Genomic DNA, 25923 nt, shown 5'->3' with positions numbered 1-25923 from the left:
GGTGTAGGAGGAGCCTGGAGAGGCCCCTCCTGCACCGTCACGCTTCGGCGGGGATGAACTCCTTGGCGACTACCTCGGCGATCTGGGCGGTGTTGAGCGCCGCGCCCTTCCGCAGGTTGTCGCCGCAGACGAAGAGCTCCAGCGCGTACGGATCGTCGAGGGACTTGCGGATCCGGCCCACCCACGTGGGATCGGTGCCCACCACGTCCGCCGGCGTCGGGAACTCGCCCTCGGCCGGGTTGTCGAACAGCAGCACGCCCGGCGCGTCCCGCAGTACCTCTCGGGCCCCGTCGGCGTCCACCTCCTGCACGAACCGCGCATGCACCGACAACGAATGCGTCGTCACCACCGGCACCCGCACACAGGTCGCGGACACCTTCAGATCCGGCAGCCCGAGGATCTTGCGCGACTCGTTCCGGACCTTCAGTTCCTCCGACGACCACCCGTCGTCCTTCAGCGACCCCGCCCAAGGTACGACGTTCAGCGCCAGCGGGGCCGGGAACGGACCGAGATCGTTCCCGATCATCCGCCGCACATCGCCCGGCGACGAACCGAGCTCACGATTACCCGCGACCTTCGCCAGCTGGTCGTACAGCGCGTCGATCCCGGACTGCCCGGCCCCCGACGCCGCCTGGTACGACGCGACCACCAACTGCTCGAGCTCGTAGCGGTGATGCAACGCACCCATCGCCACGATCATCGACAGCGTCGTGCAGTTCGGGTTCGAGATGATGCCCTTCGGCCGGTTCCGCGCGGCCTCGGCGTTCACCTCCGGAACCACCAGCGGTACGTCGGGATCCATTCGGAACGCGCCGGAGTTGTCCACCACGACCGCACCCTTGGCCGCCGCGATCGGCGCCCAGTGCGCGGACACCTCGTCCGGTACGTCGAACATCGCCACGTCGATGCCGTCGAAGGCTTCCTCGCTGAGCGCGATCACCTCCACGGTCTCGCCGCGGACCACGAGCTGTTTACCCGCCGAGCGCTCGGAGGCGATCAGCCGGATCTCGCCCCAGACGTTCTGCCTGGTCGAGAGCAGGGTCAGCATCACCGTGCCGACGGCGCCGGTCGCACCGACCACCGCCAGCGAGGGCAGACCCGTCCGGTCCTCGATCGTGTTCTCCACAGCGCTCACAGGGGTCACCGTCCCGTTCCTCCGTACACGACAGCCTGGGTGTGCTCGTCGTCCAGATCGAATGCGGTGTGCGCCGCGGTCACGGCGGCGTCCACCAGGTTCTCGTCCACCACCACCGAGATCCGGATCTCCGAGGTGGAGATCATCTCGATGTTCACGCCGGCGTCGGCGAGGGCGGAGAAGAATTTCGCGGAAACGCCCGGGTGCGAGCGCATTCCGACCCCGACCACCGACACCTTGCCGATCTGGTCGTCGTACAGCAACTGCTCGTAGCCGACTTCGTCCTTCATCCGGGCCAGCGCGGACATCGCCCGGGCGCCGTCCGCACGCGGCAGCGTGAACGAGATGTCGGTCCGGTTGGTGGCCACCGCGGACACGTTCTGCACGATCATGTCGATGTTGGTGTCGGCACCGGCGACCGTCTCGAAGATCCGGGCCGCCTCGCCCGGCTTGTCGGGTACGCCGACCACCGTGATCTTGGCCTCACCGCGGTCCTGGACCACGCCGGAGATGATCGCCTGTTCCATCTGATCCAGTTCCTTCGCATCGACGACCCAGGTGCCTTCCTTCTGCGAGAAGGAGGAACGCACGTGGACGGGGACGTTGTAGCGCCGCGCGTACTCGACGCAGCGTAGGTGCAGCACCTTGGCGCCGCACGCGGCCATCTCGAGCATCTCCTCGTAGGAGATCTTCGGGATCTGCTTCGCGGCCGGCACGATCCGCGGGTCCGCGGTGAAGATGCCGTCCACGTCGGTGTAGATCTCGCAGTACTGCGCCTCCAGTGCGGCAGCCAGTGCGACCGCGGTCGTGTCGGAGGCACCGCGGCCCATCGTGGTGATGTCCTTGGTGTCCTGGGCGACGCCCTGGAACCCGGCCACGATCGCGATGTGGCCCTCGGTGAGCGCTTCCTCGATCCGGCCCGGCGTGATGTCGATGATCCGCGCGTTGCCGTGTGCGGACGTGGTGATCACGCCGGCCTGCGAGCCGGTGAAACTGCGTGCTTCGTAGCCCAGGTTGGCGATCGCCATCGCCAGCAGCGCGGCCGAGATCCGCTCACCCGAGGTGAGCAGCATGTCGAGCTCGCGCGGCGGCGGCAGCGGAGAGACCTGCTGGGCCAGGTCCATCAGTTCGTCGGTGGTGTCGCCCATCGCGGAGATGACGACCACCACGTCGTTCCCGGCCTTCTTCGTCGCGACGATCCGTTGGGCCACGCGCTTGATGCAATCGGCGTCGGCGACCGAAGAACCGCCGTACTTGTGTACGACGCGTCCCACAGCGTTGTCTCCTCAAACCACTGGTTGCGGTACGCCGTGCGGCGTTGCACCAGGCGTAGTCTCACCGGTCATTCTAGCCGTGACCGGACCGTTGCCTACCGGCTGACCAGCACCCGGTCCGGCAGATCTCCGTCCGGACCGAACGTTCCCCGACCGTGCGCGCCGCACACCGGAAATGGTCCTTGTTCATATAAGCCATCGCTGAAATAATTGCCGGATGCACGCGTTCGACATCCTCGGCGACCCGGTCCGGCGCCGGATCCTGGAGCTGCTCGCCGAGGGCGAGCTGCCGGCCGGCAGCATCGCCGGCACGATCGGCGCGGAGTTCGGGATCAGCCAGCCGGCCGTCTCCCAGCACCTGAAGGTGCTCCGGGACAACGGCTTCGCGACCGTGACGGTCGACGGCACCCGCCGGCTGTACGCGGTCGACCCCGAGCCGTTGCGGGAGATCGATACCTGGCTGGACCGGTACCGGAAGTTCTGGATGAACCGCCTGGACGCCTTGGAGACCGAGCTGCACCGTGGGCACCGCCAATAACCTTTGCGGCATTGCCTGCATCTGGGTTGGTATGCGGAACATAGTTGCCAGGCTGTGCATGTCCGAGGACGGCATCGTGGAGCGGCCGGAACAGTGGCTGCCGCGGCCCGCCCTCGGCCAGCTGATGCCCGGCGGCGGGACAGTGCTGTTCGGACGGCGGACGTTCGAGCGGTACGCCGGTTCGCTCGGCGGGCTCGAGAACACCCGGAACCTCGTCGTGGCCTCCCGGCCCGTCGTCGCGCACCCGGGTACGGAGATGCTCCAGGGCGAAGTCCGCCGGGTACTGACCGCACTGAAATCGGTACCGGGTGAGGACCTGCAGGTGATCGGCAGCCTCACGCTGGTCCGCTCGCTGCTCAAGTGGCGCCTGATCGACGAGGTATCGCTGCTGATCCACCCGGTGGCGGCCGGCCGCGGTACGTTGCTGGACCGCAGGCAGCTCCGGCTGATCTCGATGTGCGCCCGCGACGGCGGAGTACTCGAAGCGAACTACCGCGTGCGCTACGCGGCGACCGCCGTACCATCGACGACGCTCATGTCCAACGGCCGGTGGGGCGGGACGCGCAGCAGGGACAGGGTCGCGAGTACGGCGAGACCTGCCGCCAGGACCCACGCGTAGCGCACGCCGAACGCCTCCACCACCGCACCGGCGACGGCTGAGCCGACGGCGGAACCGACCATGCCGCCGCTCTGCGCCCACCCGAAGATCTCGGTGTGCGCGGCCTGCGGCGTGAGCTCACCGATCCGCTCGTAGACGGCCGCGATCGTCGGAGCAATCAGGCAGCCGGCCGCGAACATCATGACCGCAAGAGCGGCCACAGACTGAGTCACGAAGATGCAGCCGGCGATCAGTGCGGCGAGGGCAAGCATCCGCCGCCAGACGTAAGAGCTGTGCCTGCCAGGCAGGGCACCGTTGACCACACCACCGCTCACGCTGCCGATCGCGGCGACCATCTCGAGTACACCGGCAATCAGCCGGTTCCCGTGCAGGTCTGCGACGGCGACCATGCCCAGGGACATCGCGGCGAACCCCATGACGAGGCACGCCCACGCGACGAGTAGCGGCGTACGGTACTGATCAAACAGGAGTTCACGGGCCGTCAGCCGCGGCGCTGAGTGATCGCCGTGCGCGGTGCCTGGCTTCTGGAGGATGCCGAACCACCAGATGGTCGCCGCTGCAGTTACGGCGCAGGCCAGGAGTCCTGCGCGGGGGCTGGCGAAGCTGACGATCACCGCGCCGGACATGGGGCCGATGACGAACAGCAGCTCTTGGGCGGTCGCGTCCAGCGAGTACACCGCGCGCAACCGGGAGCCGTGAACGATCCGCGGCCAGTTGGCACGCAGGGCCGACGTCACCGGTGCCACACAGACTCCTGCGATGGCAGCAGCCACGGGCAGGAGGCGGTACCAGCTGTACGGCAGGAGCGCGACCACAGCCATCGACGCACCCCAGGCCATGCCCGTGCCGATCACGACTTTGCGGGCGCCCTTGCGGTCGGCCATGCGCGACCAGACGACGCTGGCGACCGCCGTACCCACGGAGTAGGCGCCGGCGACCACACCGGCCCACCCGAAGTTGCCGGCCGCGTCCTTGGCCAGGAACGACAACGGGACCATCGTCGCCAGCACCGGCAGGCGCGCGACCAACGACGAGCCGAGCAGCGCCATCACGCCACGGGTCTTCCAGAGGTCGCGGTACGACGACAGGTCCATGGCAAGCATTGTGTCCTGACATCGATGTCTCGCGCGTCGGGAATTCTCCCTATCTCGTTTTGTCCGCCGTCTATGCGAACATATGTTCGTGCCATCGGTAGGTGCGGCGACGATCCTGCATGCCGATCTGGACGCGTTCTACGCGTCGGTCGAGCAGCGCGACGACCCGCGCCTGCGCGGCCGGCCGGTGATCGTCGGCGCCGGCGTCGTGCTCGCCTGCAGCTACGAGGCCAAGGCCTACGGCGTCCGGACCGCGATGAACGGCAGACAGGCGCTCCAACGGTGCCCTGGCGCGATCGTCGTCGAGCCACGGATGTCGGCGTACACGGAGGCTTCGCGGGCGGTCTTCCAGGTGTTCGAGGACACCACGCCGCTGGTCGAGGGGATCTCGATCGACGAGGCGTTCCTCGACGTCGGCGGTCTGCGGAAGATCCGCGGTACGCCGGTGGAGATCGCGACTCGGCTACGGGCCGAGGTGCTGTCCAGGGTCGGGCTGCCGATCACCGTCGGAGTGGCGCGCACCAAGTTCCTGGCGAAGGTGGCGAGCGGAGTCGCGAAGCCGAACGGCCTGCTCGAGGTGGCGCCCGACCGCGAGCTGGATTTCCTGCATCCGTTGGACGTTTCGCGGTTGTGGGGCGTCGGCGAGGTCACCGCGGAGAAGCTGCGCAGCCGCGGCCTGACGAAGGTCGGCGACGTCGCGATGCTTCCCGAGGCCGCCCTGGTCGCGATGCTCGGCCGCGCGTCCGGCCGGCACCTGCACGCGCTCGCCCACAACCGCGACCCACGCCCGATCGAGGTCGGCCGCCGACGCCGCTCGATCGGCTCGCAACGCGCACTCGGCCGCTCCCCGAAGTCACCGGCCACCTTGGACGCGATTCTCGCCGGGCTGGTCGACCGGGTCACCCGCCGGATGCGCTCCGCCGGACGCTCCGGGCGGACCGTCACCCTCCGCCTCCGCTTCGACGACTTCACCCGCGCGACCCGCTCCCACACGTTGCCCCAAGCAACAGACCAGACGCGCGCGATCCTGGTCACCGCCCGAGCCCTGCTGCGCGCGGCCCAGCCGCTGATCAGCACCCAGGGCCTGACCATGATCGGTATCTCGGTCGGCAACCTGGCAAACGAGGCCGCCCTGCAACTCGCCCTCCCCTTCGACAAGGCAGCAAACAACGAACTGGACACCGCTCTCGACCTGGTCAAGGACAAGTTCGGCACCAACGCCATCACCCGCGGCGCCCTCCTCGGCAAGAGCCCAGGCCTGGAGATGCCGATGCTGCCGGACTAGCTGATCAGCAGCTCGAGCTCCAGCTCATCGTGCAGCGGAATGCCGTAGTCGCCGGTCCGAGGGATCGATCGCTTGATCTCCCGGGCCGCGTCGACCGCACCCGGCGCGACCGCGACCAGCCGCATTCCTCGCCGCTGGTAGAACCGGAGAGCGTCGAGGTTGTCGTTCGTCGTGATCAGCCACAGCCGCCGCGCCCCCGCCTGTCGAGCCACTGCGGCCGCGGCGTCGAGCAGAGCGGTGCCGGCACCGCGTCGCTGGTCGACAGCGTGGAGGCTGACGACCTCCAGTTCGCCGTCCACCAGGTTGTAGGTCAGTACGCCGATGATTCGGCCGTCGTGCTCTGCCACCAGGGCGGGCAGCGTGGCAGCGTCGTACGTCGTACCGTGGACGACGATCGTGCGCGCGCCGACGTTCGTCAGGATCCCGTAGACCGCGTCGCTGTCCGCGGTCCCCGCCGCTCGTACTCTCATGGCCGCACGGTAGCCGTTAGGACCGCGGGTAGCCGATCTCTGCGATGGCGTCCTTCAGGTCGGACAGGCGGCGCTCACGGTTCAGGGACGTCACGACGTACTCGGTCAGTGGCATCAGCGCGTACACGTACCGGATCGGCTCGAGGTCCAGGGCGACCTGGTAGTAGTCCTCGGCGAACGTCAGGTACGCCTCGGGCCGGCCGTCCGCGATCAGCTCGAACAGCTCGTCCGCGCCGTCGGCCTGGACGTTTTCCACCGGACCGCAGCGCCAGGCGTCGTCGTCCGTCGTACGCCAGAAGCACACGGTCGCGCGGGGCGTACCGTCTTCGGCGAAGGCCTTCTCGTCCCGCTGCTCGTAAAACACCTCGGGAATGTCGTCGAGCAGTCCGGGCCACGGCTTCATCTCGTTGACGTACGGCGACATCGGCGACTCGTGGTCGAACCCGTACCCGAACACACCGTCCGGCGAGAACACGATCGAGTACTCGCCGCCGGATCCGTCCCGCATCAACGCAGCTTCCTCGGTCGCGGACCACCGCGCGTCGAACTCGAAGTACCGCGTCCCCGGATCCTCGTTCAGCACCAGATCGAGCACCGCCAGCGCGCGACTCACCCGCCGCACCACATCAGGCTCCGGCAACCGTTTGACGAGTTCGAGAACAGACATCTCGCCATTCAATCCCAAGACACATCGATGTAGCGCCCTGCATACCCCATGATCTCGCTGCGGAAGGTGGCGGCCTGCTTCATCCGCCGCCGCACAGACCGCCCACGCCCGATCGGCAGCACCCGGTAGCTCCCGTCCCGCTCCGCGCGAACCGGCACCCGGTCCGACGGCACCGCCTCGGCCAACCACACCACGACCCACGGAACCTTCGACTTCCAGCTGATCCGCACCAGCGAGACATCGGCCCACGGCAGCGTCAGCTCACGACGACCGCGCCGCATGGTCAAGCCGTCCGCCGCCAACCGCAGATGGACCGGGCCGCGGATGACGACAATCCAGGTCCGCACCGCGACGTACAGGAAAAGCACGAACAGGACATCGAGGATCACGGTGGTCGCTGGATACTCGCTGAGGTCGAAGAAATCGCGAGGCAGCAGGGCCAACGCCAGCAGCGTCGCGATCGGTGCCGTGATCACCGAACGCACCCGGGACGCGCTGAACTTCGCGTACGTCTGTTCCTCCACAGCGGGCCTCCTGACCGTCGTCGAGCCCTCACCCTATGGGCGCCGGACCCCCGCGTGGGGCGGTCAGGAGCAAGCTGTGGATAACTCCGTCAGCGGCGCTGGACGGCCTCTTCCGCGACCTCGACCAGTTCGCGGTCGGTGGCCTCGGTCTCGGCGTCGTGCGCCGGCTCGAGCCGGTCATGTGCGATCAGCGACTGAATGGCCCGCAGTACGGCGCTCGCGGCCGCCCCCCACGTGGAGACGTACGAGAACTGCCACCACCACAGCGCCTCGACGACCCGGCCCTCCTCGTAGTGCGCGAGGCCGTGCACCAGGTCGGTCGCGATCGCGGTCAGGTCGTCGGAGAGCCGGTTCACGGTGATCTCCGGCGGCGCGGCGTACGGATCGAACACCTCGGCGTACTCGTCCAGGCCCTCGAACAGCACCGCGAGCCGGTCCCGCATCGCGTCCAGGTCCGGATCCGGGCCGGCGTCGCTCTCGAAGCGCTCCTCCGGTACGAAGTCCTCGAACGCACCGAGCCGGCCGCCGGCCAGCAGCAGCTGGCTGACCTCGAGCAGCAGGTACGGCAGCGAGGCGAGGCCCTCGTCGACCCCGTCCTCGTCCGGTTGCGCGGCGATGTCGCGCACCGAGATCAGGAAGCTCCGGACCTGGTCGGCGATCTGCTCAGCGAACTCCGTCAGGTCCTCGCTGTCGGTAGCCAACGCGCGTTCCGCAATATCTGTTGGTTCAGTCATCGATCGATCGTCGCCCTTCAAACGCCCGTCCGAGTGTGACCTCGTCCGCGTACTCGAGATCACCGCCTACAGGAAGTCCACTAGCCAATCGGGTCACGCGCAAGCCCATGGGCCGCAGCAGGCGGCTCAGGTACGTCGCGGTCGCCTCGCCCTCGAGGTTCGGGTCGGTGGCCAGGATGATCTCGGTCACCTCACCGCTGGCCAGCCGCTGCATCAGCTCCTTGATCCGCAGTTCGTCGGGCCCGACGCCCTCGATCGGCGAGATCGCCCCGCCGAGCACGTGGTACCGGCCACGGAACTCGCGGGTGCGCTCGATCGCCACCACGTCCTTGGCCTCTTCGACCACACAGATCAGGCTCAGGTCGCGGCGCGGGTCCCGGCAGATCCGGCACTGCGCCTCCTCCGCGACGTTGCCGCAGATCTCGCAGAACTTGACCTTCTCCTTGACCTGCACGAGCACATGCGCCAACCGCCGTACGTCGGTCTCGTCCGCCGCGAGCAGATGAAACGCAATCCGCTGCGCCGACTTCGGCCCCACCCCCGGCAGCCGCCCCAACTCGTCGATCAAATCCTGAACGGCACCCTCGTACACGTCAGCCCGGGTTCTGACCGACGCCGCCGGCCGAGCTCCCCGGGTTAACAAACCCGACACCCCGCCTACCCTCACCCGGGCCACCCGCACTCGGGTCACTCGCGCCTGCGTTGCCCGCGCTCGGGTTACCCGCGCCTGCGTTGCCCGTACTCGCGTCGCCCGCGCCCGCACCGCCCGCGCCCGCATTGCCCGTACTCGCGTCGCCTGCGCCCGCGCTCGCGTTGCCCGTGCTCGTGTCGCCCGTGCCGGGGTTGCGGCCCTCGCCCGTGCCGGTCTCGCCTGTGGCCGGGGTCGTCGGCTCGTCCTCACCGGCCGCGACAGCGGGACGAGTTGCGCTCGGCAGTCCGAACCCGGCCGGCGCCGACGGCGCGCCGCCACCGAACCCCGGGAAGCCGCCCTCACCGAACGCGCCGCCCAGCCCACCGGCGAGCGGACCCATCGCCGCGGCTGCGGCCTGCTTGGCATTCTCCGAGGCGTCCCGAACCGCGGCGACGATGAGATCGGCTAGCGTCTCGGTGTCGTCCGGATCGACGGCTTCCTTCTTGATGTCCAGGCTGAGCAGCTCACCCGTGCCCGACACCAGCGCGGTCACCAGACCACCGCCCGCCGATCCCTCGATCTCCTGCTCCTCGAGGTCGGCCTGAGCCTCCATCAACTGGTTCTGCATCGCCTGCGCCTGCGCGAGCAGGTTGGACATGTCGAAGCCCCCAGCACCGCCACCGTCGAACACTGCGATCTCCTCGTCCGAACCGCTTCCCTGACGCCGGCATCAAACCAACCCAAAGCCGGAGCCTCAACACTAGCCTGTCCCCCCGACAACCCCACCCACCCCCGGAAACCGCCCAGTCTCCCCAAACTTATCCACAACCCTGTGCACAATTCCATCCACACCCCCGTAAACCTGTGGACACCCACCGTCACGCTCCCACCCACCCTGTGGAAGCCCTGTGAACCACCACCAACCCACCGGGCCTCCCGCACGACTGGAGCATCGTCGAGACCCGAGGGCAAGCCGGCCGTCACTCCACAGTCCGCAACGTCATCACCGTCCCGCACCCCGCTTCACGTCCCCGAGCACACCCATCCGGCACCCCCGCCAGCCCACCTTGGCCAGCCTCCTCAACAACACACCACCGACCCCCACGATCAACCGACCCGACAGCCAGGCCGGCTCCGGGCGGCGCCGGCCGACTCGGGTAGCTCGGCCGGTTCCGGTCAGCTCGGGCGGCTCCGGTCAGTTCGGGCGGCTCCGGTCAGCTCGGGCGGCTCCGGTCAGCTCCGGCGGTTCCGGTCAACTCCGGCGCCGGTCAGCTCCGGCGGCATCGGGCGGCTCGGGTAGCCCGGACGGCTCGGGTAACCCGGACGGCTCCGGGATTCCGGGCGGCAGCCGGGCGGTTCGGGCAGCTCCAGACTCTCCGGCGGCTCCGGTCCGCTCCGATGGCTCGGCGGCTCGGTGGGTCGGGCGGCTCGGTGGGTCGGGCGGCTCGGTGGGTCGGGCGGCTCGGCAGCTCGCTCGGCCGGGCAGCTCCGGGCAGCTCCGGGCAGCTCCGGGTGCGTCGGGTGGCGTCGGGTGGCGTCGCGTGGCGCCGGGTGGCGTCGGGTGGCGCCGGTCAGCTTCGGCGGCTCGGCCAGCTCCGGCGGCTCGGTGGGCCGGGCGGGCTCAGGGGACACCGGCTGGCTCCGGCCGAGTCCGGGGAGGCGCGGCCGGGTTATGGGGTGGGATGGGAGATCAGTTGGGCTCTTCCAGGATGATCTGGGCGCCGAGTGTCTCGCGTAGGAGATCCGTGTGTGAGCGCGAGTCGTCTTCGAGGACCATGTCGTCCTCACCGATCGCGTCCGCCTCCTCTTCGGGCGTCAGGCGTACCTCAGGCACCGCCGAAGCCGCGGCCGCCGCCAGCCGAGCCTGCTCAGCAGCCACCGCCGCCTCAGCCGCGCGCCGCTTACTAGCCGCCTGCTCCCGCCGGTCCACCTGCTGTTGCCCGCCCTGCTGGCCGGTGCGCGGGCCGCCCTGGAGTCCCGCCTGCTGCGCGGCCTGCCGGGCTGCTTGCTGGGCGGAATGCCCGATCGGGCCGTCCTCCCACGGTTCCTCCGGCGGCACATCGTCGTACTCGGAATCCGGCGGCTCCCGCAGCTCAACCGCAGCCCCGTTCCCCCACTCCCCAGTCCGAGCCGCAGCTCCAGCGACCGACCCGGCCCCCGCGGCGCCAACCCCGGCACCGGCTGCCCCACCAGCGCCGGCTCCGGTACCTGCAGCTCCGGCACCGGCCGCCGCCCCAGCAGCTCCAGCCCGAACAGGCCGCACGCCTGCGGCCGACGAAGCAGAACCCGCGGACCCGCCAGAGCCCGCGGTGCCCGACTGAGCGCCGCCGGGGGCAACCCCACCACCGAGCGCCCCGTACCCCGAATCTCCCGAGCCAGCCGGATCTCCCGAGCCAGCCGACCCTGCACCACCAGGTCCCGAACCCACACCACCTACTGCAGCTCCGGCACCCCCCGGACTCCCAGCGAACGCTCCGCCAACTCCAGGCCCGCCAGCGCCGGCAGCAGTGTCTGCATCAGGTCGACCGGAACCGCGTCCGGCCGTGCCGTAACCGTCTGCGTCAGTACCGCTGGCCTCAGGATCGACGCCTGGTGCGCCGCCGGCAGGGCCACCAGCAACCGGACCGCCGGCGCCGGGCGCTCCAGCAGCACCTGTCCCAGGAGTGCCTTGGGCTGTTGGTGAGCCGGTGTGGCTTGCTCCTCCCGGGCCACCTGCTTGGGGGCCGGTCGACTGCGGGCCGGGCCGACCGCTGGGGCCTCCGGTCGACCCACCTCCGGCGCCTGGGTCGGTGGACGGGTCGACGACTGCTTCGACGCGACGGTTGACGCCGATGGTGTCGATCATCGCCTGACGCAAGATCTCATCACTTCCAGAACGCGCGAAGCTCTCCCGAGCCCCCGCATTCACCAGACCGAGAGTCAGCGTCTGCTCGTCGATCGCGATGACCTGAGCATTCTGGCTCAACATGATCCAGGCAAACCGCCGCTTGGCCTTGACTGCCTCCAAGACCTCAGGCCACAACCGCCGAATATCCGCCAGCCCAACAGTCCCCGACGCCGCACCGGCCGCAGGCCCACCAGCGGCCGGAGCATTAGTAGGGGACGTGGTGGTTACCTGAGCATTGGGCGCTCCAGAAGCCGAACTCCCACGGCCGTCGCCGGTCTCGGAGTCCGCAGGCTCATCACCCCAAGCACCCGTACGAGCGCCACCCGCGGCCCCCGCACCGCTACCGGGACCGCCCCTCTGCGCCCCACCGGCAGCTGTGCTGCCTACACCGGTTGCTCCAACGGAAGAGGCCTCAGCTCCCGAGCCAACTCCAGTTCCTTCGCCGCCCGCCGCGCCGCCCGCGGCCCGACCCGATGAGTCCGCCTGAGCGACCGGCACAGCAGCCGCCGTCCCGGCTTCACCTGGGACAGGCGTGCCCCCGCGGGCGCCACCGCTCGCAGGGGCGTCGGCGTCAGCTGCCGCGCTCGCAGAGACGTCGGCGTCGGCCGGCCCGATCGCGGGCATGCCGGCGCTGGAAGATCCATCGGCGGTCGCGTCGCCTCCGCCGGCATTAGTACGTGTGCTGGGACCAGGGGCGTCGGTCGGCGCGGCTCCGCTCGGAGCTGAGCGAGGGCCCGCGCCGGCGGCGGCCCGCGCCGCGGCACGGCTCGTGGCGGCGGCGGTAGGGGCGGCGGCAGGGGCGGCGGCAGGGGCGGATGCGACCGGCTGCGGGTATGACGTCGTACCGGCTGCCTCCGACGTACCTGTCGCGGCTTCGATCGTCAGCCGGCGTTCGATGCGGTCGAGGCGGGCCTGGATGCCGTTGGTCGAGTCGTCGGCTCCGGGCAGGAGGACCTTGGCGCAGATCAGCTCGAGCTGCAGCCGAGGCGCCGTAGCGCCGCGCATCTCCAGCAGGCCGGCCGCGACGATGTCCGCCGCGCGGGTCAGCTCAGCTGGGCCGATCCCGGCGGCCTGGGTCTGCAGGCGCTCGCCCTGGTCCTCGGCCGCGTCGATCAGGCCGGACATCACAGCGGTCGGTACGGCGGACAGGATGACGAGGTCCCGCAGCCGCCGCAGCAGGTCCTCGGCGAACCGCTTCGGGTCCTGCCCGGTCTCGATGACCTTCTCGACCGTCTCGAACACCGCGGCGCTGTCATGCGCCGCGAACCCGTCCACGCACGCGTCGAGCAGCGAGTCCGGCGTGAACCCGAGCAGCGCGACGGCCAACTCGTACGTCACGCCCTCCGGCCCCGCCCCGCCGATCAGCTGGTCGAGCACGCTCAGCGAGTCACGCACCGAACCAGCACCCGCCCGCACGACGAGCGGAAGCGCGGCAGGCGCGATCGCGACACCTTCCGCCTCGCACAGCGTCGCCATGTAGTCGGCGAGCACCTTCGGCGGCACCAGCCGGAACGGGTAGTGGTGCGTCCGCGACCGGATCGTCCCGATGACCTTGTCGGGCTCGGTGGTGGCGAAGATGAACTTGAGGTGTGGCGGCGGCTCTTCGACCAGTTTGAGCAGGGCGTTGAAGCCCTGCGTGGTCACCATGTGCGCCTCGTCGATGATGTAGATCTTGTAGCGGCTCTCGACCGGCGCGAAGAACGCCCGCTCCCGCAGGTCGCGGGCGTCGTCGACACCACCGTGCGATGCCGCGTCGATCTCGATCACGTCGATGCTGCCCGGCCCGCCGCGAGCGAGGTCGGTGCAGGACTTGCACACCCCGCACGGCTCGGCGATCGGGCCTTTCTCGCAGTTGATCGCCCGGGCGAGGATCCGCGCACTTGTGGTCTTTCCACAGCCACGCGGGCCGGAGAACAGGTAGGCGTGATTGACCCGGTTGTTGCTCAACGCGTTCCGCAGCGGCGCGGTGACATGTTCCTGCCCGATCACCTCCGCGAAGGTTTCCGGGCGATACCGGCGATACAAGGCAAGGGGCGCTTCCACGCCGCAACCCTAGCGCTGCCCGGCGACAGTTCCCGTCCACGCCCGCCGAGCCTCGGCTCGGCGGCGACCTACGCTGGCCCGATGACCACTGGGGACGATCGGCAACGGGAAGTCATCGTGCGCGCCCGGGACCTGCTGCCCGCAGACGAGCGGATCCTCGCGGTGTACCTGATCGGCAGCTACGGCACCGGTCAGGCGGACCGCTTCAGCGACGTCGACGTACACCTGGTCGTCACGGACCACAGCATCGACTGGTTCGAGCAGCACTGGGACGACGTACTGCGCAAGCTCACCGGGCCTACCGTGCACGCGGATCGGGTGCCCGGGCTGATCGGCGGGCTGGGGATCACCGCCGACTGGCTGCACGTCGATCTCGTCGCGCACCCGCTCGCGGCGTTCGACCGGTTCCAGTACGACGGGGTGCGGGTGCTGTTCGACCGGGACGGGACGCTCTTCCCAGACGGCGACATCCCACCTCTGGGCGGCCGGCCGGGCGAACCGTACTGGCCCGCGGTCAACGTGAGGCTGTTCTTCTACTTCCTCGGCAATCTCGTCACGGTGCTCGGGCGTGACGAGCGGATCGTCGGCAACCAGGGCGTCGGCGTCGTACGCGACCAGCTCATCGCACTGATGCTCGCCGAACGCGGCGTACGCCGGACCGGCGGAGCCAAACGCCTGAACGCGCTGCTGTCCGACGAGCAGCGCGCCGCACTCGAGGCTATCCCCGCAGCCGGGACCGACCCGTCCGACATCATCACGGCGAACCAGTACATCTGCCGCCAGTTCATCACCCGCGGCACCGCACTGGCCAAGCTCACCGGCAACGCCTGGCCGAACGAGTTCGTCGACGCGACCCTGCTACACCTCCGCAATCATTTCGGCGTCGACTTCTCCTGACCAGCAGGATGCCGACGGCAACAAACCTAGCTCAGGTGGTAGTTGGCGAACCGGGTGCGCAGGTCCTTTTTGGAGAACTTCCCGACCGAGGTCTTGGGGACCTCTTCGATGAACTCGACCGCGTCTGGCAGCCACCACTTCGCGACCTGCGGCCGTAGGTAGTCAAGGATCTCCTCGCCAGTCACGGTCGAGCCCTCCTGAAGGACGACGCACGCCAGCGGGCGCTCGTCCCACTTCGGGTGCGGTACCCCGATGACGGCCGCCTCCTTCACCGCAGGGTGAGCCATCAATAGGTTCTCCAGCTCGACGGAGCTGATCCACTCGCCACCTGACTTCACCAGATCCTTGGTGCGGTCAACGATCCGGACCGAGCCGTACCGGTCGATCGCGGCGACGTCGCCCGTGCGCATCCAGCCGTCCTCAGTGTTCAACTGCGCACCGTCGTCCGGTTGGTAGTACTCCGCGGCGATCCACGGGCCCCGGACCTGCAGCTCGCCCGTCGCCTCGTCGTCCCACGGCAGCGGTGTGATCGAGCCGGGCTCGACGATCCGGACCTCCACGCCCGGCAACGGCAGACCGGCCCGCGCTCGGAGATGCGCTTGCTCCTCCTCCGGAAGGTTCCTGTTGCGCGCGGGGACATGCGACGCGGTCGCCACCGGACTGGTCTCGGTCATCCCCCACGCCTGCAGGATCGGCCGGCCGAGCTTCTTCCGGAACGCCTCCGACAGCGCCTCCGGTACAGCGGAACCACCGCACGGGATCCGCCGCAGCTTCGGCAACTCGACCCCGTCGAGCAGCGGCAACAATCCCTGCCAGATCGTCGGTACGCCGGCCGACAGCGTCACCTCCTGCTCCACGAGGAGCTTCAGGATCCCCTGCGGGCTCATGTCCGGACCCGGGAAGACCAGCGACGCGCCGGCCATCGGTGCGGCATGCGCCAGGCCCCACGCATTCGCATGGAACATCGGCACGACCGGCATCACGGTGTCGGTCTCGTCCAGTCCGATGCCGGCGTTGGTCAGCACCCCGATCGAGTGCAGCCAGGTGGACCGATGGGAATAGACGACACCCTTCGGGTTGCCCGTCGTACCGCTCGTGTAGCACATCGCGGCGGCCTGGTTCTCGTCCGCGACGTGGAACTCCACCGGTGACGCGGCCGCCACCAGCTCCTCGTAGTCGTGGAACCGCGGGTCGTCCGGGACGTCGACCCCCGGAGCGCCCGGCGGCAAGTCATTCATCACCACGACATGCCGCACCTGCGGCATCCGCTCGAGCAACGGCAGGAACAGACCGAGCAGCGATCGGTCGACGAACACGACCTCGTCCTCGGCATGGTTCGCGATGTACACAACCTGGTCGGGGAAGAGTCTGATGTTGAGCGTGTGCAGCACCCGGCCGGTGCACGGCGCGGCGAAATACAGCTCGAGGTGGCGGCCGGAGTTCCACGCGAAGGTCGCGACCCGGCCGTCGGAGCTGATCCCGAGTGTGTCCAGCACCCCGCCCAGGCGTCTGGTCCGATCGGCCCACTCGGCGTACGTCAGCGTGGTCGGCGCCGGACCGCCGGTATGGACGGTCTTGTCCGGGTAGAACTGCTCGGCCCGGCGGAAGATCGTGTCCAGCGACAGTTGGTAGTTCTGCATCAGACCCTTCATGAAGCCACTGTGCCAGCCGCGCTGCACCTTGACCATGACCTTGACCGGACTTTCTCCGGAACTCGTCCGGAACTGGAGCCGCAGGCAACAACAACCGGAAGACACTCACGCCAGATAGATGACACGACATGTGTGTCGTGTAATATATCTGCCATGAAGGTTGTCGAGGAGTTTCGCTATCTCGTGCTGGCGATCCAGCGCGAGGGCAATCGGCTGCTCGCCGCCGAGTTGCGCCCGCTGGGCATCACGCCTTCGCAGGCAGAGGTTCTGCGCGTCCTTCGCGACCACGGCCCGATGACACTGAACGCGCTCGGCGGTCTGCTCGTCTGCGAGACCGGCAACAGCCCGAGCCGTCTCGTCGATCGCCTGGTCGCCCAGGGCTTGGTGAAACGCGATATCGACAAGGTCGACCGGCGCTACCTGACACTCCGCCTGACCCCAGAAGGGCGGGCATTGCACCGCCGCATCGTCACCGCGGAGAACCGGTTGCATCGCACGCTGCACGACAATCTCGCCGGCCACGCGCTCGACGAGACCATCAGCACCCTCCGCTCGCTCGCCGACGCCTTCCCGACGGGCGCCGCGTTGGCCCGGCGCCGGGATCCAGCACTCGCCCATCAGGAGAACTAGTCATGGAACAGGCCACCGAGACCATCCACGCAGGCCAGGCAGCGATCCGGCAGGTGCTGCTCGACGCCCTAGGTCTGCCGGAGTGGAACGAGGCGTTCCTCGCCATCGACGGCCCGCGCGAGACGAACCCGGGGACTCGCTATGCGCTCCGCGTGCGCCTGGGCTTCTCGGGCGAGCTCCAGTACACGGTCGTCGAGACGGACCGCGTCGAGATCGTCTGGCAGGTCCCAGGCTTCCGTGAGGTCGGCACGTGGACCATCGGTGCGGACAGCCGGGTCACCCACACGTTCGAGCAGTCCGGGCCGCTGGCGACGGTCCTGCGTCCGGCGTACCGGAACATCGCGACCATCCGGCTGGCCCGGCTCGCGAACCGCGTGCGCCAGGTGCAGCTGGCGCACACCGCCTAGGCTCGGCCCATGCTGATGGAGATCCGCGACACCAGGCTGTACGTCGACCAGCGTGGCGCCGCGGACGCTCCGCCGGTGCTCTTCATCCACGGTGGTCCCGGTGCGGGCTCGTACGACTTCATGACGTTCCAGGGCGAGCGCCTCGGCCGAAGCTTCCACCTGATCGGTGTCGATCAGCGCGGCGTGCAGCAGTCCGACCCGCTCACCGGAGCGGTCAATGAGCTCGACCTGATCGCCGACTACGAGGCCCTGCGCGAGAAGCTCGGCATTGCGCAGTGGTCGGTCATCGGCCATTCGTACGGCGGCCGCATCGCGCTCAGGTACGCCGCTACGCATCCACAGGCGATCACCAAGATCGTCTTCGAGAACCCGGGCTGGGACATGGTGCTCGCCACGGAGACCCTGGTCCGCGCGGCACTCCCCTTGCTTCCAGGCGCCGAGCTGCCACCACACACCGGCCCGGCAACGAGGGCCATGTGGGACGAGCGGGTCGCACTGCTCGCCCAGCTCGGTGAACGCCGCATGGAGATCTACACCGGCCCAGGCGCTCACGACCTCAAGCTCCCGGCGGACACTGAGCTCGCAGCCGAGTTCCACGAGCGGTCCGGTCGCTTCTCCGACCAGATCACTCGGTCAGCGAGCTTCGGTGACGACGTACTGCAGTACCTCGGTCAGCTCACACAGCCGGCCCTGCTCATCAAGGGCGAGTACGACCCGGCCACCAGTGCGCAGGAGATCCAGCTGTTCCGCTCCGACGTACCGCAGGGCACCTACTACTATGCGGCCGGCGTCGGACACTTCCTGCATGCGGAACAGCCGGACTTGTTCGCTCGGCTGGTGACCGAGTTCCTCAGCTGAAGGCGAGCGGGACCGCCCGCTTGTGCGCGGTGCGGCGGTGGGTCGCGATGATCGTGCCGGCAGCCTTCTCGTCGACCTCGTGCCCCTCGAGGAAGCTGTCGATCTCGTCGTACGTCACGCCGAGCACGGTCTCGTCCGGGACGCCCGGGTTGTTCGTCTCGAGGTCCGCGGTCGGGACCTTCCCGGTGATCTCCGGTCCGGCGCCGAGCCGCTCGCCGACCGCACGGACGCGCCGCTTGGTCAGCCCGGACAAGGGGGTCAGGTCGCACGCGCCGTCGCCGTACTTGGTGAAGAAGCCCATCACGGCCTCGGCCGCGTGGTCCGTGCCGACGACCAGACCGCCGCGGGCACCGGCCACGAGGTACTGGGCGACCATCCGCTGGCGGGCTTTGATGTTGCCGACGTGGAAGTCCTCGCGGTCACCGAGGCCGGAGTGCCGTACGGACTCGACCATGGCGTCCGTGGCCGGCTTGACATCGACGACGAGCGTCTCGTCCGGCTTGATGAACTCGAGCGCGCGCTGGGCGTCCGCCTCGTCGGCCTGCACGCCGTACGGCAGCCGCATCGCGACGAACGTCGCCTGACCGCCCTCCGACCGCACCCGCTCCACGGCGAGCTGGCAGAGCCGCCCGGCGGTGGAGGAGTCGACGCCGCCGCTGATCCCGAGCACGTACGCCGTCGCGCGCGTCCGCCGGAGGCGCTCCGCCAGGAACTCCACCCGCTGCTCGATCTCACTGTCCACGTCGAATGTCGCAGGCACACCGAGCTCGGCGATGATCAGTTCCTGCAGGTAACGGCTCTCGGGATTCATCAGGCTCCTCATTGATCTGGGGAGCACCAGCCTAGACATGAGGATTCCCCGCGCACCCGGAAGAGCTCACTTACCCTTGCTGCCTTCCGGCCCTGGGGGGATTGGGCGAGATACCGCCACGCGGGGAACCAGCACAGAGTGTACGGGATGGGCCGCGCCAACCGGGAATCGGAGTCGGGGCCGGCCGGGATACGACGTACCGCGCTCGCTCTGAGCGAACACTGATGCGGATCTGTCGGCGACGGTCCAAGCTGATTGGGTGACGGATCATCAATTTGGGCGGTTTGGGATCACCACGGGGCTGACCAGCAGCGCGGATTCGCTCGCCGCCGCGCGGGCGGCCGAGGAGCTCGGATGGCCGGTGATCTGGCTGTCCGGCGGGCCGCTGCCCGGGCTAGAGACGATCACCGATCTTGTCGGCGCTACGTCGACGATCAAGTTCGTGAGCGGGATCTTGGCGGTGGTGAAGTACAGCGCGGCCGAGGTGAGCACGACGTACGCCGCTCTGGAGGAGGCTGCGCCGGGTCGGTTCACCGTCGGTCTGGGCGGTGCTCATGGCGCTAATCCCATTGCGAGGCTCAAGAGCTACCTGGACGAGCTCGACGTACCTGTAGAACGCCGGGTGCTCGCCGCACTCGGCCCGCGGATGCTGGCGCTTGCCGCAGAGCGCTCCGCCGGCGCGTACCCGTTCTTGACGAGTGCGGCGTACTCCGCCGAAGCCCGGAAGGTTCTTGGCCCGGACAAGCTCCTCGCCGTCAGTCACCTAGTAGTACTCGAGACAGACGCAGACAGAGCCCGTGCGATCGCCAGGGACACCATCAGCTTCTTCACCACAATCCCTGGGTACGTCGCTTCGCTGCAGCGCCAAGGCTTCAACCAGAGCGACCTGACCGAGCTACCGGACCACATGATCGACGCACTGGCCGCGTGGGGCACCCCCGCCAACATCAAAGCCAAGCTGACGGAACACCTGGACGCCGGCGCCCACCACGTCGCAGTAAACGTCATCACCGGCGAGACGGGGCCACAGCCGATCGAGCAGTGGCGAGCGCTGTCGCCAGTACTACTCGACTAGCTGCTCCACCGACCTGACGCCCGGCCCCCGATTTCGGATTCCCAGCCACCGCCCGGTATCCTCTCCGCTTGGAGGATTCGCCTAGAGGCCTAGGGCGCACGCTTGGAAAGCGTGTTGGGGGCAACCCCTCACGAGTTCGAATCTCGTATCCTCCGCCAGTTGTTGACTGCGGGCGGCTCCCATTCTGCGGGTCGCCCGTTGTCGTTAGCGCAGGTGGTTGAGGGCGTCGCGGAGGAAGGTGTCTCGGCGGGTGGTGGCTTGTGGGGAGTAGAGGGTCGTGGTGGTGTTGAGGGCGGCTACTGCGTCCCAGTAGGCGGTGTGGGGGAAGTCTTGGGGCCAGTTGGTCAGGGCCTGGGGACCGAAGGTGATGGCTACCTGCTTGCGGAGTTCGGAGAGGTCTACTCCGGGGGCACCTAGGCCGGCTGTTTTCCAGTCGATGAGGGCAGCCAGCCTGTTGTGGGACCAGAGGAGGTTGCCGGGCCACACGTCACCGTGGAGGAAGACGGTGGGTTCTGCGGGACGGCCGTGGGCGCGGATCAGGTCGTCTGCCTCTCGTAGGAGTGGGGTGGTGGGCATGCGGCCTGTCCGGCGGTCCCTGGCGAAGTCGTCTACGGCTATGGGGCGTGGGCGGAACGGGAGGTGTTCCTGCGGGTCCATCGCGATGCTGTGGACGCGGGTCAGGGCGTCCGCTGCGGCTTGAAGGGTCTCGGGGGTGGCGGCGGGCCACGTGGTGGTACCGGGGACGTCAGTCTCCAGCGACGCGGATACGCCGGCGTGCGAGCCGGACAGGTCTACGTTGAGCAGGCGGGGTGCCGGTAGGTGGTGGCGCTCGGCCAACTGCAGGGCTGTGGCGCCGGTGGCGATCATTGCGGGGCCTACACGCAGTGTTGGGGCGCGCAGTACGGCGGACGTATTGCGCGTGATGAGGCGCCAGGGGCCTTGGTTGTCGTGGAGCGGGTGGACTTCGAGGATCGGGCCGACCGTGGTGGCGGCCCAGGCGAGCAGGTCTTCCCTCATGCGACAGGCTATCTCCCCTCGCCTGGGGTCAGGAGGCCCGTTTCGTAGGCGAGGACTACGGCTTGGGAGCGGTCTCGTAGGTTTAGTTTGGCGAAGATTCGGGCGGCGTGGGTTTTGACGGTGGCTTCGCTCAGGGTCAGGGTGGTGGCTATTTCGGCGTTGGAGAGGCCTTGGCCCATCAGGGTGAGGACTTCCAGTTCTCTGGGGGTGAGGGTGGAGAGGTCTCGGTGCAGGGCCGGTTGAGGGGTGGCGAAGCGTTCCACCAGGCGGCGGGTGATGGAGGGGGACAGTAGGGCGTCGCCGGTGGTTACCAGGCGTACGGCGGCTGCCAGGTGTTCAGGCGTGACGTCCTTCAGCAGGAAGCCGCTCGCGCCGGCGGCCAGGGCGGCGTACACGTACTGGTCCAGGTCGAAGGTCGTGAGGATCAGGACGCGGCACTCGCTCGGTATGGCGGCTATGCGGCGGGTGGCTTCCAGTCCGTCCATCGTGGGCATGCGGATGTCCATCAGTACGACGTCCGGGTGCAGGCGCCGTACCGCGTCCACTGCTTCGGCACCGTCCGCGGCCTCGCCCACTACCTCGATACCGCGGGCGGTGAGGATCATGCGGAAGCCGGTGCGTACCAGGGCCTGGTCGTCTGCGATCACTACGCGAGTCACGGGCGCTCCAGCGGAAGCTTGGCGCGGACACGGAACCCTCCGCCAAGGCGGCGTCGCGCGTCGAACTGCCCGCCGTACACGGCTACTCGTTGCTTGAGGCCCAGGAGTCCACGCCCATCCCCCTCCGGAGCGGGAGCCCGGCCACCCGTCAGAACGCTAGGGCCTGTGTTGAGTACCTCCACCCGCAGCGCGTGCTGCGCATAGCGGACCGTGACTTCGGCCTTGACCCCGTCCCCGTGGCGCAGCGCATTGGTGAGTGCCTCTTGGATGATGCGGTACGCCGTGACGTCCACACCGGTCGGCAGCGGGCACGGGTCGCCTGAGATCCGTACGTCGACCGCCAGGCCGGCGAACGCCATCCGGTCGATCAGCTCGCTCAACCGCGTCAGACTCGGCTGTGGAGAGAGCACGTCGCTGTCGCCCTTGGGAGCGAGTACTCCGAGAAGGTGCCGCAGCTCAGCCATGGTGTCGCGACCTGCTGCCTCTACGGCGAGCAGTGCAGCCTCTGCATCTTCAACAGACGTAGTCAGCACCTGCCGGGCCGCACCGGTCTGGATGACCATCACGCTGACGTTGTGGCTGACGATGTCGTGCAGGTCGTGGGCGATGCGGGCCCGTTCCGCGTCGACAGCGCTCTGCGCGGCGGTCTCGCGTTCGCGCTCCAGGAGCCACCCGCGCTCCTCCAGAGCGCGCGCGTGCGCACGCCGCGCCCGGACGTACGCGTACGCAAGCCCAACGGCGACCAGAGTCGGCAGTGCGACAAGGAACCACATCACGAGATCCACTGTCCCAAACGGATCCCGGAGACCGCATCATCCGGCAGTCGCACGCCGTACATCTCCAGGATGACAGCCGGAAGACATTAGCCCCGCAGGCTGACGCGACCGAGCCGCCCACAGCCCTAGCGTGAGCAGCATGACGGAACAGGCAGTCGTACAGCTCACCGCAGTACGCAAGGAGTACGGCGAATCGGTGGCACTCGACGGTGTGTCGATGGAGATCCAAGCCGGCGAGGCGGTCGCCGTCATGGGACCGTCCGGCAGCGGCAAGTCCACGCTGCTCAGCATGGTCGCTGGACTCGACCGGCCCACAGCGGGCTCCGTCGTAGTCCACGGCGACGACCTGGGCACGCTGGACGAGAAGGGACTCGCCCTGTTCCGGCGGCGGCGGATCGGGATGATCTTTCAGTTCTTCAACCTGCTGGACGATCTGTCCGCCCTCGACAACGTCGCCCTGGCGGCACAGCTCACCGGTACGTCGGCCGCACCCGCGCGCAAACGTGCGCTCGAGCTGTTCGAGGAGCTGGGCATTGCCGGCCGCCGCAACACGTACCCGGCGCAGCTGAGCGGTGGTGAGCGTCAACGCGTCGCGGTCGCCCGGGCGCTGATGAACCGGCCGGCCATCCTGCTGGCGGACGAACCCACGGGCGCACTCGACTCGCGCGCCGGCGAGCAGGTGATGGACCTGTTGCTGGACCTCAACCAGATCGGGCAGACGCTCCTGCTGGTGACCCACGACCAGCAGCTCGCGACCCGCTGCGCCAGCCGGGTCATCGACTTCGTCGACGGGCAGATCGCCGACGAGCGCAGCTTGGAGCGTACGTCGTGAGCGCCGTCTGGCCGGTGGCGCGTGCCGCGGTACGGCGGCGGCGCGTGCAGACCGTGGTAATCGGTGTCGTCGTACTGCTCTCCACAACGATGATCGTGGTCGCGCTGGCGCTGCTGGCTGCGTCGAGCGGTCCGTTCGACCATGCGTACGCTCAACAGCGCGGCGCGCACCTGGTGGCGACGTACGACCGGAGCAAAGTCAGCGACATCCAACTGACAGCCAAAGCATCAGGTGCTGAGGCATTTGCCGGGCCGTTCGCGATGACGACGATCGACCTCGGTTCGAGTCCGAAGGGCGATTCGGATTCCCTGTTCACGGTGGGGCGGGCGAACCCGGACGGACCGGTCGACCGGCTCAACGTCTGGAAGGGCCACTGGGCAGCCAAGCCAGGCGAGATCGTGCTGAACCGGAACCCCACCGACACCGGCGCACGTGGAGAGACGACGCTGGGCTCGACCATCTCCGTACCGGGCGGCCCGACGCTGACTGTGGTGGGATTCGCGTTCAGCGTCAGCCAGTCGGCCGACGCGTGGGTGACGCCTGAGCAGATGGCCTCCCTGAAACCGACCTCGACACAGATGCTCTACCGCTTCGCTCAGGCCGCTACGAACGCACAGGTGTCGGCCGGCCAGCACATGGTGACTGCTGGGCTGCCGTCCGGCGCTGTGGTCGGCACTCAGTCCTACCTGGGATTGCGGGCCCTCGCCGCTGGACAGCCGAACACCTTCGTGCCGTTCCTGATGGTGTTCGGCTGGCTGGGTCTGGCGGTCGCAGTGCTGATCGTGGCCAACGTGATCAGTGGCGCCGTCGTGGCCGGCTTCAAGCACATCGGCATCATGAAGTCGCTGGGTTTCACACCGACGCAGGTGCTGATGGTCTACCTCGCGATGGTCTCGATCCCTGCGGTCGCCGGGTGCGCGATCGGCATCGTGCTGGGCAACGTACTCGCGGACTCCTTGCTGACAAGGGCATTCGAGAACTACGGCGCGCAGGGTACGTCGGTATCGGTCTGGGTGGACGTCGCCACAGCGGTCGGCGTACCGGCGCTGGTGGCACTGGCGGCACTGCTGCCGGCATTGCGAGCTCGGAGCCTCTCGGCAGCTCAGGCGATCAGCGCGGGCAGTGCACCGCGGGCCGGGCGTGGACTGCGGGCGCAGCGTTGGCTCAGCGGGACTCGGCTGCCGCGGTCGGTCAGCCTCGGGCTGGGCCTGCCGTTCGCACGGCCTGGGCGTACGGCGTTGACGCTGGCAGCTGTCGTACTCGGGGTGACCAGCGTGACGCTGGCGGTCGGGCTCGGCAAGTCGCTGACGACGTACCAGACCGCGGCCAGCCGGGTCGGTGCCGTCGACCTGGCGATGTTCGCGCCGACCCAGTTCGGCGGTTCACCTCCTCCCGGTGCTGAGGCCCCACCGGCGGCCAAGCTGAACGATGCCGGCGACGAGGCACTGCTGCGGTCGATTCCCGGCGCGGTGTCGGTGACGCCGAGCACCGACCTCGGGATGCGGTTGGCCGGTACGCAGACGGATCTCCGTGTCTCCTTCTACCGCGGGAACGTCGAGCAGGTGGGCTTCCGGCTCCTCGACGGTCACTGGTTCGACGGAGCCGGGCAGGTGGTCGTGTCCGAGCGATTCCTGCGCCAGCGTGGACTTGCCGTCGGCGACACCGTCACGCTGCAGTCGAAGGGCAAGAACGTCCCGGTACGGATCGTCGGCAAGGCGCTCTACAACTCCGGCGACGAGGTGCTGTCGAACTGGGACACTCTCAAGCTGATCGCTCCCACGCAGCGGGCCAATCTGTACGAGATCAACGTGAAGCCCGGCACGGACCTGGATGCCTTCGTCAAGGCTGCGCAGGCGAAGGATCCGGGACTGGTCGAGACCGGCGGACAGGAATCGGGCTCGTTCGTGGCGATCGTCATCGCGACCGTAGTACTGCTCACGCTGATGCTCGGGACTGTTGCGGGGCTCGGGGTGTTCAATACCGTCATACTCAACACCCGTGAACGCCGCCGTGACCTCGGGATGCTCAAGTCGATCGGTATGACGCCTGCGCAGGTCACCGCGATGGTCGTGGTGTCGATGACCGCACTGGGCGCCGCCGGAAGTGTGCTGGGCATCCCGCTCGGGATCGTCGCGCACCGCCTCGTCGTACCCGCGATGGCCAACGGCGCCCAGGTCGAACTCCCCGACTTCATGCTCCACGTCTACCCGGCGACCCTTCTCGCCCTCCTCATCCTTGCCGGCATCGTCATCGCCGCCGCCGGCGCCTACTTCCCCGCGCGCACCGCGGCCCGCACCACCATCGCCCAAGTCCTCCACAACGAGTGATAAGCGGTTGCTTGAAACGCTGGGGTCCGGCTGACTTGGGGTATGGATGAGGTGGTTGCGGGTAATCGGGTGGTTTGGGAG

The 25923-nt window shown here is 68.6% G+C and carries 25 protein-coding genes, 1 tRNA gene, 1 other RNA gene and 1 pseudogene; 11 read left to right on the top strand and 17 right to left on the bottom strand.

The window, feature by feature from the left end; translation table 11 throughout:
* Positions 1 to 37: 37 nt before the first annotated feature.
* Entirely contained in the window at positions 38 to 1135 is a 1098-nt protein-coding gene (locus tag FB475_RS17725; RefSeq protein WP_337678209.1) for an aspartate-semialdehyde dehydrogenase, read from the bottom strand.
* A gap of 5 nt (positions 1136 to 1140) precedes the next feature.
* The gene (locus tag FB475_RS17720; RefSeq protein ID WP_141857346.1) at positions 1141 to 2409 is read right to left on the bottom strand and encodes an aspartate kinase; all 1269 of its coding nucleotides are present in this window, start codon (positions 2407 to 2409) and stop codon (positions 1141 to 1143) included.
* A gap of 217 nt (positions 2410 to 2626) precedes the next feature.
* Here FB475_RS17720 and FB475_RS17715 point away from each other — a divergent pair, with 217 nt between their 5' ends.
* Positions 2627 to 2947 (top strand): ArsR/SmtB family transcription factor, encoded by a 321-nt coding sequence (locus FB475_RS17715; RefSeq protein ID WP_141857345.1) that lies wholly within the window; start codon positions 2627 to 2629, stop codon positions 2945 to 2947.
* 31 nt (positions 2948 to 2978) lie between these two features.
* Positions 2979 to 3566 (top strand): dihydrofolate reductase family protein, encoded by a 588-nt coding sequence (locus tag FB475_RS17710; protein ID WP_141857344.1) that lies wholly within the window; start codon positions 2979 to 2981, stop codon positions 3564 to 3566.
* On the opposite strand, the gene FB475_RS17705 is transcribed toward FB475_RS17710, so the two are convergent.
* A complete protein-coding gene (locus FB475_RS17705; protein WP_238332197.1) occupies positions 3449 to 4660 on the bottom strand; it encodes an MFS transporter in 1212 nt (403 codons plus the stop codon). The genes FB475_RS17710 and FB475_RS17705 overlap by 118 nt on opposite strands.
* 82 nt (positions 4661 to 4742) lie before the next feature.
* Here FB475_RS17705 and dinB point away from each other — a divergent pair, with 82 nt between their 5' ends.
* On the top strand, positions 4743 to 5945 hold the full coding sequence (gene dinB, locus FB475_RS17700; protein ID WP_141857342.1) for a DNA polymerase IV: 1203 nt from the start codon (positions 4743 to 4745) through the stop codon (positions 5943 to 5945).
* Here dinB and FB475_RS17695 read toward each other — a convergent pair.
* The 8 genes and pseudogenes from FB475_RS17695 to FB475_RS38290 form a co-directional block, all read right to left on the bottom strand.
* Positions 5942 to 6415, bottom strand: coding sequence for a GNAT family N-acetyltransferase (locus tag FB475_RS17695; protein WP_141857341.1), 474 nt, complete (start codon positions 6413 to 6415; stop codon positions 5942 to 5944). The genes dinB and FB475_RS17695 overlap by 4 nt on opposite strands.
* Positions 6416 to 6431: 16 nt before the next feature.
* Entirely contained in the window at positions 6432 to 7082 is a 651-nt protein-coding gene (locus FB475_RS17690; protein ID WP_141857340.1) for a hypothetical protein, read from the bottom strand.
* A gap of 8 nt (positions 7083 to 7090) precedes the next feature.
* Complete coding sequence (locus tag FB475_RS17685; protein WP_141857339.1) at positions 7091 to 7606, bottom strand: hypothetical protein; 516 nt, start codon at positions 7604 to 7606, stop codon at positions 7091 to 7093.
* A gap of 89 nt (positions 7607 to 7695) precedes the next feature.
* Positions 7696 to 8340 (bottom strand): DUF5063 domain-containing protein, encoded by a 645-nt coding sequence (locus tag FB475_RS17680; RefSeq protein WP_141857338.1) that lies wholly within the window; start codon positions 8338 to 8340, stop codon positions 7696 to 7698.
* Positions 8333 to 8932 carry a recombination mediator RecR gene (gene recR, locus FB475_RS17675; protein WP_141857337.1) on the bottom strand — a complete coding sequence of 200 codons (600 nt, stop codon included), beginning with the start codon at positions 8930 to 8932 and terminating at the stop codon, positions 8333 to 8335. The genes FB475_RS17680 and recR overlap by 8 nt, the downstream gene beginning before the upstream one ends.
* 1 nt (position 8933) lies before the next feature.
* Positions 8934 to 9662, bottom strand: a complete 729-nt coding sequence (locus FB475_RS38295; protein ID WP_337678208.1) for a YbaB/EbfC family nucleoid-associated protein — start codon at positions 9660 to 9662, stop codon at positions 8934 to 8936.
* Between the two features lie 542 nt (positions 9663 to 10204).
* Positions 10205 to 10603, bottom strand: a complete 399-nt coding sequence (locus tag FB475_RS17665) for a hypothetical protein (protein WP_141857336.1) — start codon at positions 10601 to 10603, stop codon at positions 10205 to 10207.
* A gap of 1780 nt (positions 10604 to 12383) precedes the next feature.
* Positions 12384 to 13901 (bottom strand): annotated as a pseudogene (locus tag FB475_RS38290) (DNA polymerase III subunit gamma and tau); the annotation flags it as partial.
* Between the two features lie 81 nt (positions 13902 to 13982).
* Here FB475_RS38290 and FB475_RS17655 point away from each other — a divergent pair.
* Positions 13983 to 14798: an aminoglycoside 6-adenylyltransferase gene (locus FB475_RS17655; protein ID WP_141857335.1), complete on the top strand. Its 816-nt coding sequence runs from the start codon at positions 13983 to 13985 to the stop codon at positions 14796 to 14798.
* A gap of 26 nt (positions 14799 to 14824) precedes the next feature.
* On the opposite strand, the gene FB475_RS17650 is transcribed toward FB475_RS17655, so the two are convergent.
* A complete protein-coding gene (locus FB475_RS17650; protein WP_185759286.1) occupies positions 14825 to 16450 on the bottom strand; it encodes a long-chain fatty acid--CoA ligase in 1626 nt (541 codons plus the stop codon).
* Between the two features lie 153 nt (positions 16451 to 16603).
* Here FB475_RS17650 and FB475_RS17645 point away from each other — a divergent pair, with 153 nt between their 5' ends.
* Genes FB475_RS17645 through FB475_RS17635 form a run of 3 tightly spaced genes read left to right on the top strand, consistent with a single transcriptional unit; the run spans position 16604 to position 18345 of the window.
* On the top strand, positions 16604 to 17080 hold the full coding sequence (locus tag FB475_RS17645) for a MarR family winged helix-turn-helix transcriptional regulator (RefSeq protein ID WP_141857334.1): 477 nt from the start codon (positions 16604 to 16606) through the stop codon (positions 17078 to 17080).
* A gap of 2 nt (positions 17081 to 17082) precedes the next feature.
* On the top strand, positions 17083 to 17487 hold the full coding sequence (locus FB475_RS17640; RefSeq protein WP_141857333.1) for an SRPBCC family protein: 405 nt from the start codon (positions 17083 to 17085) through the stop codon (positions 17485 to 17487).
* Between the two features lie 9 nt (positions 17488 to 17496).
* Positions 17497 to 18345: an alpha/beta fold hydrolase gene (locus FB475_RS17635; protein ID WP_141857332.1), complete on the top strand. Its 849-nt coding sequence runs from the start codon at positions 17497 to 17499 to the stop codon at positions 18343 to 18345.
* On the opposite strand, the gene nadE is transcribed toward FB475_RS17635, so the two are convergent.
* The gene (gene nadE, locus FB475_RS17630) at positions 18338 to 19156 is read right to left on the bottom strand and encodes an ammonia-dependent NAD(+) synthetase (RefSeq protein ID WP_141857331.1); all 819 of its coding nucleotides are present in this window, start codon (positions 19154 to 19156) and stop codon (positions 18338 to 18340) included. The genes FB475_RS17635 and nadE overlap by 8 nt on opposite strands.
* Positions 19157 to 19192: 36 nt before the next feature.
* Positions 19193 to 19289: signal recognition particle sRNA small type (gene ffs / locus FB475_RS17625), an RNA gene on the bottom strand.
* 126 nt (positions 19290 to 19415) lie between these two features.
* Between ffs and FB475_RS17620 the strand changes: the two genes are divergently transcribed.
* Complete coding sequence (locus FB475_RS17620) at positions 19416 to 20231, top strand: TIGR03620 family F420-dependent LLM class oxidoreductase (protein ID WP_185759285.1); 816 nt, start codon at positions 19416 to 19418, stop codon at positions 20229 to 20231.
* A 70-nt stretch (positions 20232 to 20301) separates the two neighbouring features.
* Positions 20302 to 20389: transfer RNA gene (locus tag FB475_RS17615), tRNA-Ser, on the top strand.
* A 46-nt stretch (positions 20390 to 20435) separates the two neighbouring features.
* Here the strand turns inward: FB475_RS17615 and FB475_RS17610 are convergent.
* From FB475_RS17610 to FB475_RS17600, 3 genes are read right to left on the bottom strand one after another with little or no spacing between them, the layout of a single operon-like run.
* Complete coding sequence (locus FB475_RS17610) at positions 20436 to 21248, bottom strand: aminoglycoside phosphotransferase family protein (protein ID WP_141857329.1); 813 nt, start codon at positions 21246 to 21248, stop codon at positions 20436 to 20438.
* Between the two features lie 8 nt (positions 21249 to 21256).
* Positions 21257 to 21907 (bottom strand): response regulator, encoded by a 651-nt coding sequence (locus FB475_RS17605; RefSeq protein ID WP_141857328.1) that lies wholly within the window; start codon positions 21905 to 21907, stop codon positions 21257 to 21259.
* Entirely contained in the window at positions 21904 to 22680 is a 777-nt protein-coding gene (locus tag FB475_RS17600; RefSeq protein ID WP_141858032.1) for a sensor histidine kinase, read from the bottom strand. Before FB475_RS17600 ends, FB475_RS17605 begins: the two co-directional genes overlap by 4 nt.
* A gap of 142 nt (positions 22681 to 22822) precedes the next feature.
* On the opposite strand from FB475_RS17600, the gene FB475_RS17595 reads away from it, so the two are divergent.
* The gene (locus tag FB475_RS17595) at positions 22823 to 23515 is read left to right on the top strand and encodes an ABC transporter ATP-binding protein (RefSeq protein ID WP_141857327.1); all 693 of its coding nucleotides are present in this window, start codon (positions 22823 to 22825) and stop codon (positions 23513 to 23515) included.
* Positions 23512 to 25842, top strand: a complete 2331-nt coding sequence (locus FB475_RS17590) for an ABC transporter permease (RefSeq protein ID WP_141857326.1) — start codon at positions 23512 to 23514, stop codon at positions 25840 to 25842. Before FB475_RS17595 ends, FB475_RS17590 begins: the two co-directional genes overlap by 4 nt.
* Positions 25843 to 25923: the final 81 nt, after the last annotated feature.

The organism is Kribbella jejuensis (genome assembly GCF_006715085.1).
GTDB classification, from domain to species: Bacteria; Actinomycetota; Actinomycetes; order Propionibacteriales; family Kribbellaceae; genus Kribbella; species Kribbella jejuensis.
The sequence above is the reverse complement of the archived record's forward strand: the minus strand, read 5'-3'. Positions and strand labels throughout refer to the sequence as shown.